This window comes from Collimonas sp. GW821-FHT07E08 (genome assembly GCF_059418905.1).
This window is the reverse complement of the sequence record NZ_JBWKQR010000003.1, coordinates 118,075-132,530: the sequence shown is the minus strand read 5'-3', so window position 1 is coordinate 132,530 and position 14,456 is coordinate 118,075. Positions and strand designations below refer to the sequence as shown.

The 14,456-nt window shown below is 61.9% G+C and carries 14 protein-coding genes; 12 read left to right on the top strand and 2 right to left on the bottom strand.

The annotated features are described in order from the left end of the window. Positions 1-5 precede the first annotated feature (5 nt). Positions 6-1,253, bottom strand: coding sequence for an ABC transporter substrate-binding protein (locus AC07RZ_RS05090; RefSeq protein WP_494667144.1), 1,248 nt, complete (start codon positions 1,251-1,253; stop codon positions 6-8). A gap of 557 nt (positions 1,254-1,810) precedes the next feature. On the opposite strand from AC07RZ_RS05090, the gene AC07RZ_RS05085 reads away from it, so the two are divergent. From AC07RZ_RS05085 to AC07RZ_RS05045, 9 genes are all read left to right on the top strand, one after another. Continuing rightward, positions 1,811-3,070: an ABC transporter substrate-binding protein gene (locus tag AC07RZ_RS05085; protein ID WP_144737057.1), complete on the top strand. Its 1,260-nt coding sequence runs from the start codon at positions 1,811-1,813 to the stop codon at positions 3,068-3,070. A 269-nt stretch (positions 3,071-3,339) separates the two neighbouring features. Next, positions 3,340-4,263 (top strand): carbohydrate ABC transporter permease, encoded by a 924-nt coding sequence (locus AC07RZ_RS05080; protein ID WP_494667143.1) that lies wholly within the window; start codon positions 3,340-3,342, stop codon positions 4,261-4,263. A 12-nt stretch (positions 4,264-4,275) separates the two neighbouring features. Beyond that, the gene (locus AC07RZ_RS05075; protein WP_494667142.1) at positions 4,276-5,169 is read left to right on the top strand and encodes a carbohydrate ABC transporter permease; all 894 of its coding nucleotides are present in this window, start codon (positions 4,276-4,278) and stop codon (positions 5,167-5,169) included. Between the two features lie 20 nt (positions 5,170-5,189). Next, entirely contained in the window at positions 5,190-6,311 is a 1,122-nt protein-coding gene (locus AC07RZ_RS05070; protein WP_494667141.1) for an ABC transporter ATP-binding protein, read from the top strand. Between the two features lie 10 nt (positions 6,312-6,321). Continuing rightward, the gene (locus AC07RZ_RS05065) at positions 6,322-7,287 is read left to right on the top strand and encodes a glucosamine kinase nucleotide-binding domain-containing protein (RefSeq protein ID WP_494667140.1); all 966 of its coding nucleotides are present in this window, start codon (positions 6,322-6,324) and stop codon (positions 7,285-7,287) included. Further along, positions 7,284-8,405, top strand: a complete 1,122-nt coding sequence (gene nagA / locus AC07RZ_RS05060; protein WP_494667139.1) for an N-acetylglucosamine-6-phosphate deacetylase — start codon at positions 7,284-7,286, stop codon at positions 8,403-8,405. Before AC07RZ_RS05065 ends, nagA begins: the two co-directional genes overlap by 4 nt. Beyond that, positions 8,398-9,408: an SIS domain-containing protein gene (locus AC07RZ_RS05055; RefSeq protein WP_494667273.1), complete on the top strand. Its 1,011-nt coding sequence runs from the start codon at positions 8,398-8,400 to the stop codon at positions 9,406-9,408. Before nagA ends, AC07RZ_RS05055 begins: the two co-directional genes overlap by 8 nt. A 9-nt stretch (positions 9,409-9,417) precedes the next feature. After that, positions 9,418-10,407 carry a Gfo/Idh/MocA family protein gene (locus AC07RZ_RS05050; RefSeq protein ID WP_494667138.1) on the top strand — a complete coding sequence of 330 codons (990 nt, stop codon included), beginning with the start codon at positions 9,418-9,420 and terminating at the stop codon, positions 10,405-10,407. Positions 10,408-10,460: 53 nt separating this feature from the next. Further along, positions 10,461-11,030, top strand: a complete 570-nt coding sequence (locus AC07RZ_RS05045; RefSeq protein ID WP_144737069.1) for a flavin reductase family protein — start codon at positions 10,461-10,463, stop codon at positions 11,028-11,030. A 33-nt stretch (positions 11,031-11,063) separates the two neighbouring features. Here AC07RZ_RS05045 and AC07RZ_RS05040 read toward each other — a convergent pair whose 3' ends face one another. After that, a complete protein-coding gene (locus tag AC07RZ_RS05040) occupies positions 11,064-11,819 on the bottom strand; it encodes an SDR family oxidoreductase (RefSeq protein WP_494667137.1) in 756 nt (251 codons plus the stop codon). A gap of 208 nt (positions 11,820-12,027) precedes the next feature. Between AC07RZ_RS05040 and AC07RZ_RS05035 the strand changes: the two genes are divergently transcribed. From AC07RZ_RS05035 to AC07RZ_RS05025, 3 genes are all read left to right on the top strand, one after another. Continuing rightward, positions 12,028-12,843 carry an ABC transporter substrate-binding protein gene (locus AC07RZ_RS05035; RefSeq protein WP_494667136.1) on the top strand — a complete coding sequence of 272 codons (816 nt, stop codon included), beginning with the start codon at positions 12,028-12,030 and terminating at the stop codon, positions 12,841-12,843. 83 nt (positions 12,844-12,926) lie between these two features. Next, positions 12,927-13,679: an amino acid ABC transporter permease gene (locus AC07RZ_RS05030; RefSeq protein WP_494667135.1), complete on the top strand. Its 753-nt coding sequence runs from the start codon at positions 12,927-12,929 to the stop codon at positions 13,677-13,679. 2 nt (positions 13,680-13,681) lie between these two features. Next, entirely contained in the window at positions 13,682-14,389 is a 708-nt protein-coding gene (locus tag AC07RZ_RS05025; protein WP_494667272.1) for an amino acid ABC transporter permease, read from the top strand. The last annotated feature ends 67 nt before the right edge of the window (positions 14,390-14,456 follow it).

Below are 14,456 nucleotides of genomic sequence, written 5' to 3'. Positions count from 1 at the left end.
TGGGCCTATTGTTCCTGCTTTCCGGTTTTCGACACAGAGCGGGCAATGCTGGCCAGCCTGCGCTGGATATCGCTTTCGCTCATCTTGTCATCCACAAAATAACGATGCACCTCGGCCACGATGGCGTCTTTCGCGGTTTCGTCGGCGGCCATGCGGTGCACCAGGCTCGGCGCCTGGAATGCGCTGCCCTTGCTGAACGCGCTCCACGAGGCGCGCGCGCAGCTATCCATTTTCGACAAATCCGGCGCACGCCATACGGGGATCGCGCCCTTGGCCTGATTGTAAGCGCTTTGCACCGGCTGCGACATGATCAGCTGCGCCAGTTTTTCCTGCGCCGGCTGGTGCGAATAGTCGCCGGCGAACATGGCCAGGGTGTCGACGCTATATAGATGGTAGTCTGCCGTGCCCGGCACCGCCGCACAAGAAAAATCCTGGTCGGTGTTCAAGCCCCAGGCCAGCAGCTCCCCTTTGGCCCAGTCGCCCATCACGAACATGGCGGCGTCGCCGTCCGCCAGCTGGCGCGTCGCCTCCGGCCAAGGCCGTTCCCGCAGCGGCTGCGGCATCCACTGCTTGAGCGAGCGCAAGCGCTTCAAGGCGTGGGTCATGCGCGGCTCGCCGAACGCGGCCGGGCTCAGGTCGACAAACAGGGAGCGGTAATAGGCCGGGCCGCTCTCCGCCAGCACCAGCGTTTCAAACAGGGTGGCGACCTGCCAGGCTTCGCTGCTTTGCGCCAGCGGCGTGACGCCTGCCTGCTTGAGTCTTTCCGCCACCCGCTCGAATTCAGGCCAGGTCCTGGGCGCCGCCAGGCCGAGCCGGTCGAAAATCTTCTTGTTATAGAACAGGTTATTGATGCGATGTATGCCGAGCGGCGCCGCCACTACGTGGCCGCGGTTATGCACCAGCGACCATACCGTCGGGAACAGCAGCTTCTGCCAGCCGCCCGGGGTGGCGACATCGTCCAGTTCCAGCAGCAGGCCGAGGTCGGCCCATTCGCCGAAGACAATGCCGTTGAGCTGGGTCGCCTCGGGCGCCTTGCCGGCCAACACCATGCTCTTGAGCACCTTGCTGGCGCCCAGGCCGGCGCCGCCGGGAATGGCCATGTCGCGCCATTGGATATTTTCTTCGGCGAGCCGGCCTGCCAGCACGTCAACCGACTTGCGCTCCCCGGCCGAAGTCCACCAGTGCACCACCTGCAGCGACGCTGCCAGCTGGCTTGCGCCGGCAACCGGCGTCGCCGCGGCGGCATCGGCCATGCCTGCCGAGTACTGGAACAGGCAGCCGATTGCCCATGATGCGAGCCATTTGCGCGATCCTGCGGACCAGGTTTTCGCGCCTCCCCTTTTATTAGCGTATCGCTTGTCAATCATCGAGCGCCTTATTGATTTTTTTATAAAAACCTGTCCTGCCTCCCCCCAACATCGCGTGTGACTATAGCGCAAGTCGGGTTCACAACGTTAGCAGTCTTCTTGTTTTGTAAAGAAACGTAAGTATTCGTAATTTTATCTATACTGGCCTAGGAAGGGCATTACCGCGATTTGACGTTATTGCCGGATGAAACAGCCGCAATTCGCTGGCAACACTGTAAAGATATGTAATCCGCACAAATCGCAGATTTTAATTTTCCTGAATAAAATCAAAAACTTATGTCATTTACATAGATGCTTTCCAACTAAGATGGCGACACATTTTTTATGGTGCTAATGTCTGTGCGCGGCGGTTTCACGGGCTTCATCCCCTGGAAAGCGCCGCACTAATAAAACCCCAAGCGATAGCGATAAATCCAAGCGGTAAAACCCAAGAGGAGACTTTGATGCAAACCATCAACCGAATTCGTACCATCCGCAATGCAGTGCTGATCGCCCTGGCGACAGTCGGCACGGCGCAAGCCGGCACCTTGACCATCGAAAGCTGGCGCGTCGACGACAAGACTTTGTGGGAAACCGTGCTGATCCCGGCTTTCCAGAAAAAGAACCCTGGCATCGAAGTCAAATTCGCGCCGACCGCTCCTACCGAGTACGACTCCAGCCTGACCGCGCGCCTGGCCGGCGGCACCGCGGGCGACCTGATCGCCTGCCGTCCTTTCGATGTCTCGCTGTCCCTGTACAAGAAGGGCAACCTGGAAAAGCTGGACGGCAAGCCAGGCATGGAACACTTCCCGGCTTCCTCCAAGACCGCATGGCAGACAGATGACGGCAAGGATACGTTCTGCATGCCGGTGGCGTCGGTGATGCACGGCTTCCTGTACAACCAGAAAATCTTCAAGGAACTGAACCTGCAGCCGCCAAAAACCGAAGCGGAATTCTTCAAGGTGCTCGACACCATCAAGAGCAACGGCAAATACACGCCGCTGGCGCTGGGCACCGCTGACCAGTGGGAATCCAGCCAGGTGGTCTTCACCGGCGTCGGCCCCAACTACTGGAAGGGTGAAGAAGGCCGCAAGGCGCTGATCGCCGGCAAGGAAAAATTCACCGATCCGAACTTCGTCAATGCATTTGAATACGAAGCCAAGCTGGGCAAATACCTGTCCAAGGGCGCCAGCTCGCAGACCTACGGCGACAGCCAGAACCTGTTCGCGCTCGGCAAGGCGGCTATCTATCCGACCGGCTCCTGGGACATCGCCTACTTCAACACCAACGCCAAATTCGAGATGGGCGCCTTCCCGCCGCCAGTGCCTAAAGCCGGCGACAAATGCTATATCTCCGATCACAACGATATCGGCATGGGCGTCAACAAGAAATCCAAGAACAAGGAAGATGCATACAAGTTCCTGGCCTGGCTTGGTTCGCAGGAATTCGCCGACATCTATACCAACAAGGTCACCGGCTTCTTCTCGCTGTCGGACCACCTGATCTCGGTCAAGGATCCGGTCGCCAAGCAGATGATCGACTGGCGCAAATCCTGCTCGTCGACCATCCGCCTCAATGCGCAAATCCTCAACCGCGGCGAGCCGAGCATGGAAAACCAGCTATGGAACGTGAATGCCCAGGTCCTCAACGGCAAGCTGGCGCCCAAGGAAGCCGCGGCCCAGATCCAGACCGGCTTTGCCAAATGGTATAAACCGCAACAATAAGCACTGCTGTTCGCCGGCCGGGGAAGAGTTTAAGATTGACTCTGCCCCGGCCGGCAAGCCACGCAGCAGCCAAGGCTTGCCGTCGGGTAAGCCCCCGGGGTAAGCCCGTGATCCACGGCACGGAAGTCAAGACATAAGCCGCCGTAAGCCGCGCTCACGCCTGTATTCCATGGTCGATTAAGCCGGGCTCGGATGGAACGCGATCTCCCCCGTGTTTCATCCGCGCCCGCGGCGACCTACGCATTTTTTTGCCATCACCGAAAACCCGAATGAATCTTCAAAACAAGAAATTCCCTTGGCACATCGTGGTATTCCTGGCGCCAGCGGTCATCATCTATTCCATGTTCAGCGCCCTGCCTTTGCTGGACACCCTGCGCCTGGGCTTCTACACCAGCAACGACGCCGGCGCCCACAGTTTCGTCGGCCTCGCCAATTACCACACCATCCTGTTCGATTCGGACTGGTCCAAGGCGTTCTGGAACGCCATGCTGAACAACGTGAAATTCTTCGCGATCCACATGCTGCTGCAAAATCCGATCGGCCTGCTGCTGGCTACCCTGTTCAGCCTCAAGGGCCTGCGCGGCGCGCGCACCTACCGCACCCTGATTTTCCTGCCGACCCTGCTGTCGGTGGTGATCATCGGCTTCATCTGGCAGCTGATCCTGTCGCCGTTGTGGGGCGTCGGCGAAGGCTTGATGCAGCATGTCGGCCTGGGCGACTATTTCGCGCCGTGGCTGGGCCAGGAAAGCACCGCATTGCTGACGCTCGGCCTGGTCTCGGTCTGGCAGTACGTCGGCATCCCGATGATGCTGATCTACGCCGCCCTGCTGGCGGTGCCGGAAGAAGTGCTGGAGGCGGCCTATGCCGAAGGCGCCAGCTCGTTCCGCATCTTCTGGCAGATCAAGCTGCCGCTGATCCTGCCGACACTGGGGCTGGTGACCATCCTGACCTTCGTCGCCAACTTCAATGCCTTCGACCTGATCTATTCAGTCAAGGGCGCGCTGGCCGGCCCGAACTACACCACCGACATCCTGGGCACCTTCTTCTACCGCACCTTCTTCGGCTACCAGGCGCAGATCGGCAGCCCGACCATGGGCGCGGCGGTGGCGACCCTGATGTTCCTGGTGATCCTGCTCGGCGTCGCCAGCTATTTCTACTTCGTGCAGCGCAAGCTGACACGCTACGAACTGTAACGAGGACAGCACATGACACCGACTTCCTCGCTCTCTCCAACCGCTGCCGCCGCCTCGGCGCCGATGCTGCGCCAAAGCCGCTTCGCCAACCTCGGCCGCATCTGGGTCCACGTGGTGCTGTGCGCCTACGCCGTGATCGCGCTGTTCCCGATCGCCCTGATCATGATCAATTCGATCAAGTCGCGCGACGCCATCTTCGACAACCCGCTGGCGTTCCCGACGCCGGAGACGTTTTCGCTGATCGGCTTTGAAAAGGTGCTGCACAACACCAACTTCATGCTGTACTTCGGCAACAGCCTGGTGGTCACGCTCGGTTCCCTGCTGCTGATCGTGCTGTTCGGCGCGATGGCCGGCTGGGCCCTGTCGGAATACAAGTTCCGCGGCAACCGCCTGATGGCGCTGTACCTGGCGCTGGGCATCATGATCCCGATCCGCCTGGGCACGGTTTCCATCCTGCAGCTGGTGGTCAGCCTCGACCTGATCAATACCCGCACCGCGCTGATCCTGGTGTATACCGCGCAAGGCTTGCCGCTGGCGGTGATGATCCTGTCCGAATTCATCCGCCAGATCCCCAAGGAGCTGAAAGACGCGGCGCGCTGCGACGGCGTCGGCGAATTCAAGATCTTCTTCCAGATCATCCTGCCGCTGATCCGTCCGGCGATCGCCACGGTAGCGGTGTTCACCATGATCCCGGCCTGGAACGACCTGTGGTTCCCGCTGATCCTGGCGCCGTCGGATGAAACCAAGACCGTTACCCTCGGCGTGCAGCAGTTCATCGGCCAGTATGTGACCGACTGGAATTCGGTATTGGCGGCGCTGTCGCTGGCCGTGATCCCTATCCTGGTCATGTACGTCATATTCTCCCGGCAATTGATCCGCGGCCTGACATCCGGCGCCGTCAAGTAATACAGAAAACGAGACATTCCATGGCAAACGTAAGCGTAAGGCAACTCACCAAATCGTATGACGGCAAGCAGAACGTGCTGGCCGACCTCAACCTGGAAATCAAGGACGGCGAATTCGTGGTCCTGGTCGGCCCCTCCGGCTGCGGCAAATCAACCCTGCTGCGCATGCTGTGCGGGCTGGAATCGATCACCAGCGGCGAATTGTCGATCGGCGACCAGGTCGTCAACCACCTGCCGCCGGCCGAACGCGGCATCGCCATGGTGTTCCAGAGCTACGCCCTGTATCCGCACATGAGCGTGTACAAGAACATGGCGTTCGGCCTGAAGATCGCCGGCGCCGACAAGGCCGCCATCGACCAGCGCATCCGCCATGCCGCCGGCATCCTCAAAATCGACCACCTGCTGGAGCGCCTGCCGCGTGAACTGTCCGGCGGCCAGCGCCAGCGCGTGGCGATCGGCCGCGCCATCGTGCGCAAGCCGAAACTGTTCCTGTTCGACGAGCCGCTGTCCAACCTCGACGCCGCGCTGCGGGTCCAGACCCGGCTCGAAATCGCCAAGCTGCACAAGCAGCTGGAAGCGACCATCGTCTACGTCACCCACGACCAGGTCGAAGCAATGACCCTGGGCGACAAGATCGTGGTGATGAACGACGGCTACATCCAGCAGGCGGGATCGCCGCTGGAACTGTACCAGCGGCCGCAAAACCTGTTTGTCGCGACTTTTATCGGCTCGCCCAAGATGAACCTGTTCAACGGCGCGATTACGGCAATCGAAACCGACCACCTGAAGATCCGACTCAGCAGCGGCCAGGAGATCCGCGCCGATGTCGCCGCCGGCACGGCCAAGGCCGGCGACGCCGTGACGATAGGGCTGCGGCCTGAACATATCCTGGAAAACGCGCATAGTGGTGAAGTATTCAGCGGCAAAGTCAGCATCGTCGAGCACCTGGGCGAAGCCAACTTCATTTATGTGACGCTGCAGGACGGCCAGGACCTGCTGGTGCGCGGCGACGGCAACAATCCGGTGCATATCGGCGATACCGTCACCCTGTCGGCGCCAAGCAACGCTTTCCATGTATTCGACGCCAAGGGCCTGGCGCTGGCGAGGTTAAAACCTGGAAACATGATTTCATCCAAACAATAATAGATACAATATGCGCCTTCAAAAAGGCGTGGGGGTAGAGTTGAAAACAGCGTACGAATATCTGATCGGCGTCGACGGCGGCGGCACCAAGACCCAAATCCGGGTCGAGCGCCCTGACGGCAGCCATGTCGCCGACGGCAGCAGCGGACCGTCGGCGCTGATGCACGGCACCAGCAAGGCCTGGTGCGCCATCGTCACGGCGCTTGACGGCGCATTCCAGAGCGCCGGCATCGTCCGCCCTCCCTACCAGGCGATCGCCGCCGGCTGCGGTTTGTCGGGCATCAACAATCCGCAATGGGCGGCGCAGTTCCGCGCCCAGAACCCCGGTTTCGGCGCCCTTGCCACCGGCACCGACGCCTTCACCACCTTGCTCGGCGCGCACCTGGGCCAGGCCGGCGTCGTGGTCGCCATCGGCACCGGCAGCGTCGGCGAAGTCTTGCTGGCCGACGGCAGCCGCCGGGAAGTCGGCGGCTGGGGCTTCCAGACCGGCGACGAAGCCAGCGGCGGCTGGATCGGCCTGCGCGCCGCCAACCATGTCGAACGCGCCCTGGACGGCCGTGTCGCACCGGGTTCGCTGGCCCGGGCCATCGTGCGCTTTTGCGGCGGCGACGACGACGCCGGTGCCGATTTCAGCAGCAGCGCGAACCGGGAACGCGTGATCGCCTGGGTCAACAGCGCCAACCAAAGCATTTTTGCGCAGCTGGCGCCGCTGGTGGTGGCGCATGCCGGGCAGGATGAAGCGGCGCTTGCCATCCTGCACAAGGCAGGCCAGGAAATCGCCCAGATCGCCAACGCGCTCGATCCATCCCAGCAATTGCCGATTGCCCTGTGCGGCGGCCTGGCCGCCCCGTTGCAAGCCTATTTGCCGGAACCGTTAAAATCGCGCGCGGCCACGCCGCGCGCCGGCGCCGCGACCGGCGCATTGCTGCTGCTGCGCCAGCAGCTCGCAGCAGAGTCAGCAGGGGAAACAATATGAACGGCAACGCTACACAACTGCATGGCAATGTCCTGACCAGCGATGGCTGGGTGGTCGGCAGCATCGGCTTCAGCGACATGATTACCGAGATCAAAGGCGAAGCGCAAGGACAGGCGCCGGCCAGCGGCGATTACATCTTGCCCGGCTTTATCGACCTGCACGTCCATGGCGGCGGCGGCAAGGACATCATGGAAGCCGGCGACGCCGTGCACGTGGTCTCGCGCCTGCACGCCCAGCATGGCACGACCAGCATGCTGGCCACCACCATGACCGCGCCGGCGGAAGAGCTGGAAGCGGCGCTGGGCGCAATCGGCCGCGCCTGCCGCGGCCGCCGTGCGGGCAGCGCGCGGGTGCTGGGAGCGCACCTGGAAGGTCCCTACATCAATCCCGGCAAGCTCGGCGCGCAGCCTGATTTTGCGATTGCCGCGACCTTGGAGCAAGTCGACTGGCTGCGCAGCTTCGCCCCCTTGAAGCTGATCACCATCGCGCCCGAGATCAACGGCCACATGGCGCTGGTGAAGACCTTGTCCCAGCTCGGCATGCGGGTGCAGATCGGCCATACCCTGGGTACTTATGAAGACGGCGTGGCCGCCCTGAAAAACGGCGCGGCCGGGTTTACCCACCTGTTCAACGCCATGAGTTCCTTCCATCACCGGCAGCCGGGCATGGCCGGCGCTGCGCTGGCCCATGCCGAATACGCCGAACTGATCCCGGACCTGCTGCATGTCCATCCGGGCGCCATCAAGACCGCGCTGCGGGCGATTCCGCGCCTGTACTGCGTCACCGATTCCACCGCGGCTTCCGGCATGCCGGACGGCGAATACATGCTGGGCCGCCAGGTAGTCCATAAGTGCCTGGGCGGCGTGCGCCTGGGCGACGGCACCCTGGCCGGCAGCACCCTGACCATGGACCAGGCCTTGCGCAACCTGGTGTCGCTCGGCCTCGACCTGGCCGAGGCATCGCTGCGCGTCTCCACCTACCCTGCCGACTATCTCGGCATGCAGGAGCGCGGCCGCCTCAAGGAAGGCTGCTTCGCCGACATTCTGGTGCTGGACCGCCAGCTCAAACTCAAAGCTGTTTATGTAGAAGGAGAAAGAATTGACCTCGTTGATGCTTAAAGAAGCCCGCTCGGCGGCAGAACAGGTTGCCTTGCAGCTCAGCCAGGACCGCGACCGCTACGCCGAACTGGGGCAACGCCTGCGGGCCGCGCCGCCGTCGACCATCCTGACCGTGGCGCGCGGCAGTTCCGACCACGCCGCCAATTACTGCGCCTACCTGATCATGGCGCGCCTGGGCCGCATCGTCGCTTCGCTGCCGCTGTCGCTGGTGACCCTCAACAAAGCGCCGCTGATCGCGCGCGATGCGCTCGTCATCGCCATTTCGCAGTCGGGCCAGAGCCCTGACGTGATCGAACCGATCCGCTACTTCCGCGACAGCGGCGCCACCACCGTGGCGCTGGTGAACGATGCCGCATCGCCGCTGGCCGGCAGCGCCGAATGGACCTTGCCCTTGCATGCCGGCGCCGAACTCAGCGTGGCAGCCACCAAGAGCTTTATCGCCAGCCTGGTGGCGGCCGCCAGGCTGGCCGCGCACTGGCAAGACGACGCTGCCTTCCTGGCCGCCATCGACGCCTTGCCGCAAGCGCTCACCGCGGCTACCCAGCTTGACTGGGCGCCCGCTATCGAGGTCCTGGCGCCCTCCTCGCGCATCATGGTGGTCGGCCGCGGCATCAGCTTGCCGCTGGCGCTGGAATCGGCGTTGAAGTTCAAGGAAACCTCGGCGATCCAGGCCGAGGCTTTCAGCGGCGCGGAAATCAAGCATGGTCCGATGGCCTTGATCGATGAGGGTTACCCATTGCTGATCTTCGCCACGCGCGGACCGACCCAGGCCGGCCTGCTCAAGCTGGCCGAGGAAATGCGCGGCCGCGGCGCCAAGGTATTGCTGGCGGCGCCGGACGACGTGGCGGCGCGCGACCTGACCTTGCCGGTAGCGGCAACGCCGGACCTCGATCCGATCGTGGCGATCCAGGCGTTCTACGTGATGGCGGCGCAACTGGCGGTGGCGCGCGGCATGGATCCCGATCAGCCGCGGCATCTGAGTAAAGTGACCAAGACCGAGTAAGCAGGATCTATGCAGCAATCTATCCGCTGGGGCATTCTCGGTACCGGAAAAATCGCTCGGGCTTTTGCTCTCGGCCTGCGTGACGCCCCTGGAGCCATCCTGCAGGCGGCAGCGTCGCGCAGCAGCGGCAGCGTCGACGCATTCGGCCGCGAATTCGATATAGAGCGGCGCCATGCCTCATACCAGGCGCTGGCCGACGATCCGCAAATCGATGTAGTCTACATCGCCACGCCGCATTCCATGCACGCCGAAAATGCCATCATGTGCCTGGAAGCCGGCAAGCATGTGCTGTGCGAAAAACCGTTCACCATGAACCGGCGCGAAGCGGAGCAGGTGATCGCGCTGGCACGTCGTAACGGTCGTTTCCTGCTCGAGGCGATGTGGTCGCGCTTCTTGCCCGGCATTGCCGAAGCCAGGCGCATCGTCACCAGCGGCGAAATCGGCAAGGTGCGCCAGGTGCAGTCGGATTTCAGCTTCGTCGGCGATTTCGGACCGGAACACCGCTTGTACAACCCGGAACTCGGTGGCGGCGCACTGCTCGATATCGGCATTTATCCTTTATCGATCTCGACTTTTTTCCTTGGCCCGGTCGACGCCGTGCAGTCAGTTGCCGACATCGGCGCCACCGGCGTCGACGAGCAAACTGCGTTTTCCATGCGCCATCGCGGCGGCGGCCTGTCTTCCTGCGTCTGCAGCACCCGTATCGCCGGCCCGGTAGAAATGACCATTTCCGGCGAGCTTGGCTACCTGCGCCTGCATACCGGTTTCCACCTGGGCGCCAGCCTGACCATAACCCTGGCGGACGGCAGCACACGCAGCCAGCAATGTCCATTCATCGGCAACGGTTATGCGCACGAGGCGATCGAGGTGATGCGCTGCCTGCGCGCCGGGCTGATTGAAAGCCCGTTCATGACGCACGACGAGACCCTGGCGCAAATGGCCGTGCTCGATACGATACGCGCGCAAATCGGGGTGACCTATCCGGCCGACCGTGCTTGAGGATGCGAACCCAGATAGAATAACCCAGCAGCGTTATTATCACCGGAATCATCATGCAGAATATTCAAGCAGTAGAATTGGCCAAAGCCTACCGCCTGCTCAACCACGGCCCCACCACCATCGTCACCAGCGCCCATGGCGGCGTCAGCAATGTGATGGCGGCGGCCTGGGCGATGCCGCTCGATTTCGATCCGCCCAAGGTCCTGCTAGTGATCGACAGCAGCACCCTGACCCGCGAGCTGGTGGAAGCTTCGGGCGAGTTCGCCCTGAACATCCCGACCCGGGCGCTGGCCGAAACCACGCTGGCGGTGGGATCCAGCTCGGGACGCGAAGGCGACAAATTCGCCGCGCTCGATATCGCCACATTTCCATCGGAGAAAATTGCCGCGCCGCTGATGTCGGGCTGCCTGGCCTGGCTCGAATGCAAGGTGATCCCCGAGCTGCACAACCAGCAGCGCTACGACCTGTTCATCGCCGAAGTGGTCGCCGCCTGGGCCGATTCAGCGGCTTTCTCGGCAGGCCGCTGGCACTTCCCCGCGGACGACCAGCGCTCGCTGCACTACCTGTCCGGCGGCGCCTTCTTTGCCACCGGCGAAGCATTCAACGTCGAACTGAAGCCGTAACGAGGATTCAATTTCCGGCCGGGCCGGAGCGGATCAGCCGCGCCCGATGAACGGCATATTAGTTGCCATCACCGTCATGAACTGAACGTTCGCATCCAGCGGCAGGCTCGCCATGTACAGCACCGCGTTGGCGACGTTTTCTACCGACATGGTCGGCTCCACCGCAACCTGGCCGTTGGCTTGCAGGATGCCCTGCTCCATCCGTTCGGTCATGTCGGTGGCGGCGTTGCCGATATCGATCTGGCCGCAGGCGATATTGTATTTGCGGCCGTCCAGCGAAGTCGATTTGGTGAGGCCGGTGATGGCATGCTTGGTGGCCGTATACGCCACCGAATTCGGCCGCGGCACATGGGCCGCGATCGAACCGTTGTTGATGATGCGGCCGCCGCCCGGCGTTTGCGCCTTCATGATGCGGAACGCTTCCTGCGTGCACAGGAAAGCGCCGCTCAGGTTGACATCGACCGACGCCTTCCACTGCGCAAAATCGACTTCTTCCAGCGACGCCGGTTTGGTAAAGATGCCGGCATTGTTGAACAGCAGGTCAAGCCGGCCGAATTGCTCCTTGATTTTTTCGAACAAGGCCTTGACCGACGCCGGATCGCTGACATCGGCCGGCACCGCCAAGGCATCCGCGCCCGCCCCGGCAGCGGCGACCGTTTGCTCCAGCGCAGCAACGCGCCGGCCCGCCAGCACCACGCTGTAACCGTTGCGCAGCAGGGCCAAGGCGATGTGCCTGCCGATGCCGGAACCTGCGCCGGTAACCAGCGCGACTTTTTTCGTTGTTGCCATTGCGTGTGCTCCTTGCCTGTGATTTCCTTCATTTTAACGGTGTTTCAGCATCCGGCCGGGGTCGCCTGGAGAACGCCTGCAAACTTGTAATATTCAAATGCGACATTGATCGTTCACCGCTTGATTTTGTTTTGTTAATCTGCCCGGCATGGCGATCGTTTTTTGCGATCCGCCGCACCGATACATCAACCCAGGGACTACAACAACAATGAAATCACTTGCCATCCTGTTTACCGGCCTGACGCTGCTGTCGGGCCTGGCCCACGCAGACAAGCTCGACGACATCAAGAAAGCCGGCGTGCTGAGGGTCGCAACGTTCGACGGCAATCCGCCGTTCGGTTTTGTCGACCAGAAGACCAACAAGATCATCGGCCTCGATGTCGACTATGCCAACGAAGTCGCCACAAGGCTTGGCGTCAAAGTGGAGCTGGTGCCGACCAATCCGGCCAACCGGATTCCCTTGCTGACATCCGGCAAGGTCGACGTGGTATTCGCCAATTTCACCATCAACGCCGAGCGCGCCCAGGTGATCGATTTCAGCATTCCTTATTTTGCTTCGGGCCAGCAGTTCCTGGCGAAAAAAGGCGTGCTGAAGAACGCTGCGCAGATTCCTGAGCTGCGCATAGGCACCGACAAAGGCACCACCATGGAAACCACCTTGCGCGAAAAATACCCGGCCGCCAAGGTAGTCCTGTACGACGACACCCCGTTCGCCCTGGCCGCCCTGCGCAACGGCAATGTCCAGGCGATTACCCAGGACGGCTCGAAACTGATCGCGCTGCTGGCGAATATCCCGGACAAGGAAAAATATGAAATCCCGGCATTTGCCATTTCCGAGGAATACGAAGGCGTCGGCGTGCCCAAGGGCGAGACCCGCCTGGTCAATACGCTCAACGACACCCTGCGCGAATTTGAAAAGAACGGCACCGCCCTCAAGATCTACGACAAATGGTTCGGCCCCGGCAGCAAATCGCCGCTGCCGCGCCTGTTCAAGATCGGCGACACCAGGCTGAGCCAGAACTGACCGACTTCTGAGTGCATCTGTCTTGCACCGGCAAGCCTTCGGGCCTGCCGGTGTTTTTTTGTTGAGTAGCCGCAAAGTAGAAAATGACTGAGTTCCAAGCTGCCCTGGGGCAAATGCTGGCCCCCAAATATCTCGGCTGGCTGGTCGACGGCCTGTGGATGACGCTGCAGCTGTCGGCCGTGGTTGCCGTGCTTTCCACCTTGCTGGGCGTCGTCGTCGCAGCCGCACGCTCGAGCCGGCAACCCTGGTTGTTGCTGCCTGCCGGCGGCTTCCTTTCCGTCTTCCGCAATACGCCGCTGCTGGTGCAGCTGTTCTTCTGGTATTTCGGCGTCTCCAGCCTGCTGCCGGATGGTTCGGTGGAATGGCTCAATGCGGTGCACAGCGTGGCGCTGGGACCGTACCTGACACTGACATGGCCATCGTTCGAACTGCTGTGCGCAATCTTCGGCCTGAGCCTGTATTCCGCTGCCTATGTCAGCGAGGAAATCCGCGCCGGCATGCGCGGCGTTGCCGAAGCACAGCGGCTGGCGGCCGCCGCCCTTGGCTTGAACCGCTGGCAGGGATTGCGTTACGTGATCCTGCCGCAAGCAATACGCATCGCGCTGCCGCCCTTACTTGGCCAGTACATGAACATCGTCAAGAACACGTCGTTGACCATGGCCATCGGCCTGGCTGAACTGTCTTACACTTCGCGCCAGGTGGAAGCGCAAACCTTCAAGACCTTCCAGGCTTTTGGCGTGGCGACCTTGTTTTACATCGCCGCCATCGCGCTGATCGAAACCGCCGGCCAGCTGCTCCAGCGCCGGCAAAGACTTGCCGGCGGTACGCAGCGATGAGCATGCAGCTCAGCGTATTGACGGACAACCTGCCTTACCTGCTCTGGGGCGCTTATCCCGACGGCCCGCTGGGCGGCGCGGCCTTGACCGTGCTGCTCAGCGTCGGTTCGGCGCTGGTCTCGGCATTGCTGGGGCTGGCGCTGGGCGTCGCCTTGTCGCTGGCGCGCGGCTGGCCGCAGCTGCTGCTGACCATGGTGCTCGGCTTCTTCCGGGCGATCCCGGTGCTGATGCTGATCTTCTGGACTTACTTCCTGCTGCCGATTGTTTTCCATATCAACGTGCCGGGCGTGCTGTCGGTGATGTGCGCCCTGGCGCTGATCGGCGGCGCCTACCTGGCGCATTCGGTGCATGCCGGCATCGGCGGCGTCAAGGCCGGGCAATGGGATGCCGGCCTGTCGCTGGGCATGACGCGCATGGCGGTGCTGCGCCACATCGTGCTGCCGCAGGCGCTGCAGATGATGCTGCCGTCCTTCGTCAACCAATGGGTAACCCTGGTCAAGGACAGTTCACTGGCCTATATCGTCGGCGTCGGCGAACTATCGTTCGTGGCGGCGCAGGTCAACAGCCGGGTGATGATTTATCCGGCCGAGATCTTCATGTTCATCGGCTTGATCTATTTTGTGCTGTGTTCGGGACTGGGCTTGCTTGCGGGCCGGGTGGCGGCGCATTTCGGTTCCGCCCAAAACTGGCAGTTGGATCAGGCGCGCTGATCCAACTGCCAACTTATTGACTGATTTGGCAAGCCAGATAGATAACCGTATTGACTAAAGCAGGATT

What these genes read in the sequence shown, in the direction of transcription:
- AC07RZ_RS05090 (WP_494667144.1), bottom strand. Translation starts at nt 1,253, where the DNA reads ATGGCCGATGCCGCCGCGGCGACGCCGGTTGCCGGCGCAAGCCAGCTG.
- AC07RZ_RS05080 (WP_494667143.1), top strand. Translation starts at nt 3,340, where the DNA reads ATGAATCTTCAAAACAAGAAATTCCCTTGGCACATCGTGGTATTCCTG.
- AC07RZ_RS05065 (WP_494667140.1), top strand. Translation starts at nt 6,322, where the DNA reads ATGCGCCTTCAAAAAGGCGTGGGGGTAGAGTTGAAAACAGCGTACGAA.
- AC07RZ_RS05050 (WP_494667138.1), top strand. Translation starts at nt 9,418, where the DNA reads ATGCAGCAATCTATCCGCTGGGGCATTCTCGGTACCGGAAAAATCGCT.
- AC07RZ_RS05070 (WP_494667141.1), top strand. Translation starts at nt 5,190, where the DNA reads ATGGCAAACGTAAGCGTAAGGCAACTCACCAAATCGTATGACGGCAAG.
- AC07RZ_RS05075 (WP_494667142.1), top strand. Translation starts at nt 4,276, where the DNA reads ATGACACCGACTTCCTCGCTCTCTCCAACCGCTGCCGCCGCCTCGGCG.
- AC07RZ_RS05035 (WP_494667136.1), top strand. Translation starts at nt 12,028, where the DNA reads ATGAAATCACTTGCCATCCTGTTTACCGGCCTGACGCTGCTGTCGGGC.
- AC07RZ_RS05045 (WP_144737069.1), top strand. Translation starts at nt 10,461, where the DNA reads ATGCAGAATATTCAAGCAGTAGAATTGGCCAAAGCCTACCGCCTGCTC.
- AC07RZ_RS05040 (WP_494667137.1), bottom strand. Translation starts at nt 11,819, where the DNA reads ATGGCAACAACGAAAAAAGTCGCGCTGGTTACCGGCGCAGGTTCCGGC.
- AC07RZ_RS05085 (WP_144737057.1), top strand. Translation starts at nt 1,811, where the DNA reads ATGCAAACCATCAACCGAATTCGTACCATCCGCAATGCAGTGCTGATC.
- AC07RZ_RS05025 (WP_494667272.1), top strand. Translation starts at nt 13,682, where the DNA reads ATGCAGCTCAGCGTATTGACGGACAACCTGCCTTACCTGCTCTGGGGC.
- nagA (WP_494667139.1), top strand. Translation starts at nt 7,284, where the DNA reads ATGAACGGCAACGCTACACAACTGCATGGCAATGTCCTGACCAGCGAT.
- AC07RZ_RS05030 (WP_494667135.1), top strand. Translation starts at nt 12,927, where the DNA reads ATGACTGAGTTCCAAGCTGCCCTGGGGCAAATGCTGGCCCCCAAATAT.
- AC07RZ_RS05055 (WP_494667273.1), top strand. Translation starts at nt 8,398, where the DNA reads ATGCTTAAAGAAGCCCGCTCGGCGGCAGAACAGGTTGCCTTGCAGCTC.